Source organism: uncultured Microbacterium sp., assembly GCF_963521695.1.
GTDB lineage: Bacteria > Actinomycetota > Actinomycetes > Actinomycetales > Microbacteriaceae > Microbacterium.
In genome coordinates, this window is the sequence record NZ_CAUQWC010000286.1 from 1 (window position 1) to 3,613 (window position 3,613).

The 3,613-nt window shown below is 71.6% G+C and carries 2 protein-coding genes; both read right to left on the reverse strand.

The features are described 5' to 3' along the window. Nucleotides 1-225: 225 nt before the first annotated feature. Nucleotides 226-1,305, reverse strand: a complete 1,080-nt coding sequence (locus RWP81_RS15285; RefSeq protein ID WP_314457530.1) for a VIT1/CCC1 family protein — start codon at nt 1,303-1,305, stop codon at nt 226-228. A 238-nt stretch (nt 1,306-1,543) separates the two neighbouring features. Beyond that, complete coding sequence (locus RWP81_RS15290; protein WP_314457532.1) at nt 1,544-3,385, reverse strand: DEAD/DEAH box helicase; 1,842 nt, start codon at nt 3,383-3,385, stop codon at nt 1,544-1,546. Nucleotides 3,386-3,613 lie beyond the last annotated feature (228 nt).

A 3,613-nucleotide genomic window follows, 5' to 3' on the forward strand; every position in this document is an offset into this window, starting at 1 on the left:
GTTTACGCGCGCGAATCGCGTTTATGCGTGGAGCTTCCCGGCCGAGCCCTCGCCGGGGATCGCGTCCCGCGAAGTGGCGCTGGGGGGAGAGAGAACACACATAAACGCTTCCCGTGCGCAGAAACACGCTGTGCTCGCGTTTACGCGCGCGAATCGCGTTTATGCGTGGAGCTTCCCGGCCGAGCCCTCGCCGCGGGTGCGCGACCGTAAGGTCTCGCTGGCACGTCAGGCGGCTGACACGCCGAACAGCAGACCGAGCACGTAGGTCACCGCGGCGGCGCCGAAGCCGATCGCGAGTTGACGCAGGCCCCGCTTGAGCGGAGACGCGCCCGAGAGCAGACCCACCATCGCGCCGGTGGCCATGAGGGCGATACCCACGAGCACCAGCGCGAGCACGACCGCGGCAAAGCCGGTCATGCCGAAGATCCACGGCAGCACCGGGATGATGGCCCCGGAGGCGAAGAACAGGAAGCTCGAGATCGACGCCCCCCATGCGCTGCCGACGACGTCGTGCGAGGACTCCCCCGGAGCCGCCGCGACCGGAGCGGTTCCCGCCTGCGCGGCGGTGACGGTCTCGCGGGCCTTCGCGAGGGCGGCATCCGGATCCATCCCACGCGTGCGGTAGACGAGGGCGAGCTCGTTGGCATCCAGATCGAGGTGGGGAAGAGCCGAGTCGGCGAAGTCGCTCTCTTCGGTGGCCTCGAGGAGCTCGCGCTGGGAGCGGACCGACACGAATTCCCCCGCGCCCATCGACAGGGCTCCCGCGAGCAGGCCCGCGATGCCGCTGAAGAGCACGAAGCTCGGGGCGACGCCGGTGGCGCCCACGCCCATGACGAGGGCGAGGTTGGAGACGAGACCGTCGTTGGCGCCGAAGACGGCGGCGCGGAAGGTTCCCGAGAGGCGGCGGCGTCCGCGAGCCGCGAGTCCGCGGACCACCTCATGGTGCACCCGTTCGTCGGCGGCCATCGCCGGGGTCGCGTACGGCTCGTCGGCGTACGGCGAGCGCGCCTCGGCGTTCTGCGCGAGGGCCAGCACGAAGATGGAGCCGAAGCGGCGGGCCATCCAGGCGAGCATGCGGGTGCTGAGGCCCGCGGACGGCAGCCGGTGCGGCTGCTCTCCGAGCAGGTCGATCCAGTGCTGCTCGTGGCGACCCTCGGCCTCGGCGAGGGCGAGCAGGATCTCTCGCTCCTCGCCGCTGCGCCGGGATGCGAGCTCGCGGTAGACGCGTGCCTCGGCGCGCTCGTCGACGAGATAGCGCGCCCAGCGGCGGCGGTCACGGTCGGTGGGTGTGGCGACGGTCGTCACGGGGCTCCTTCGGGTCGTCCCCCACCGTAATGAGGCGGTTCCGCTCCCCCGGGCGCGTCGGCCGACACTGACAGCATTTCGGGCCTCCGAAGCCCGGAAAGACGCGGAGGACGACGGGTGGATGCCAGCATTTCGGGGCCGCGAAATCACGCGGGGCGTCGGCTCCGGCGACGCGGGTACCTCACGAGCCACGCGACGCGTCCCGAGTCACGTGGCTCCTCCGGTACGGCGCCGCGCCTCAGGAGTGCACGCGCCGCCGCAGCACGTCGATGCGCGCCTGCAGTTGCGCGACGGTGGCGTGCGAAACGGCGGGACCGCCGCAGATGCGCCGGAGCTCGGCGTGCACGAGACCGTGCGGCTCGCCGCTCTGCCGGGCATAGAGGCCGACCATCGTGTTGAGCAGCTGCCGCTGCTCCTTCAGGGTGCGGTGCAGTGGCGCGGGCAGCCCGCCCTCGTCGACCGGGGGCGGCTCGACCCCGTTCTCTTTCTCGGTCGCCTCGCGGGTGGAGCGGTGGCGCGATTGCCGAGTCGCCCGAGACATGAGCACCTCGTGCACCTGATCGGGCTCGAGCAGGCCCGGGATGCCGAGGAACTCCTCCTCCTCGATGGTCCCCGGTACCGCGAGCTGTCCGAACTCCTGCCCGTCGAAGAGCACCCGGTCGAAATGGGCGAGCGAGCCGAGCGCCTGGTACTCGAACTCCTGCTCAAGCGCATCGGATGCCTTGTCTTCGCGCTCGGCGGCATCCATCATGTCTTCTTCGGCGTTCCACTGGTCTTCCGCGTCGCTGTCGCGGTCGAGGGCGTGGTCGCGCTGCGCCTCCATCTCGCCGGCGAGGGCGAGCAGCTGGGGCACGTTGGGCAGGAAGACGCTCGCGGTCTCTCCTCGACGGCGGGCGCGCACGAAACGTCCGATGGCCTGCGCGAAGAACAGCGGCGTCGAGGCGCTCGTGGCGTATACGCCGACCGCGAGGCGCGGCACGTCGACGCCCTCCGACACCATGCGGACGGCGACCATCCACCGGGTCGTGCCCTTCGAGAACGTCTCGATACGGCCCGAGGCCTCGGCTTCGTCGGAGAGGACGACGGTGACCTTCTCGCCGCTGATGTCCTCGAGGATGGCGGCGTAGGCGCGTGCGGCGGTCTGGTCGGTCGCGATGACGAGTCCCCCGGCATCCGGGACCGTCTCGCGCACCTCGGTCAGGCGTCGGTCGGCGGAGCGGAGGACGGCGGGGATCCAGTCGCCGTTCGGGTCGAGCGCGGTGCGCCAGGCCTGAGAGGTGATGTCCTTGGTGTTGTCCTGGCCGAGCTGGGCTTCCATCTCTTCGCCGGCCTTGGTGCGCCAGCGCATCTGACCTGCGTAGACGAGGAAGAAGACCGGGCGCACGACGCCGTCGTCGAGGGCGCGCCGGTAGCCGTACGCGTAGTCGGTTCTCGAGAGGCGGATGCCCTTGGCGTTGGGGTGATACTCCACGAACGGGATGGGGGCGGTGTCGCTGCGGAACGGCGTCCCCGACAGCAGCAGGCGCCGCGTGGCGCGGTTGTAGGCCTCGCGCAGGGCGTCGCCCCAGCTGAGCGCGTCGCCGCCGTGGTGCACCTCGTCGAGGACGACAAGGGTTCTGGCATCCATCGTCAGCCGCTGGTGCACCTCGGCTTTGACCGCCACCTGCGCGTAGGTGACCGCGACCCCGTGGTACTGCCGGGACGGCGTCGCGTGGCGATTGGAGAAGAACGGATCGAGTCGGATGCCGACCCGCGCGGCCGCCTCGGCCCACTGGGTCTTGAGGTGCTCGGTGGGGGCCACGACGACGATGCGGTCGATGACTCGGCGCCGCATGAGCTCGGAGGCGAGGCGCAGGGCGAACGTCGTCTTGCCGGCGCCGGGGGTGGCCGCGGCGAGGAAGTCGCGGGGGCCTTTGCCCTCACCGTCGGGTCCGTCGAGGCCGAAGTACAGATCGAGCGCCTCGGCCTGCCACGCGCGGAGGCGCTGAGCGGTTCCCCACGGGGCACGCTGCGGGAACGACGGCGAGAGGTGTTCGGCGGCGAAGGAGCCGAAGTGGGGCTCGGTGCCGTCGGCAAGCAGGGGTTCATCCCCCGGCACCGCGTGGTCGGCGACGGGGGCGGTGGCGTGGGCCGGGTCGTGGGGAGTGGATGCCGCGGGGGCGGTGAGCGAGCCTGTCGGACGTGAGTCGCCGGCGGTGGAGGCCGGAGCGATCGAGGCGGAGGGAGCGTCGCCGCTGCGCGGGTCGGCGGGGGTGGGGCCTGCGGGTGCGACCGGGCCGGGGCTCGCTACCGGGCCGGGGCTCGCGAC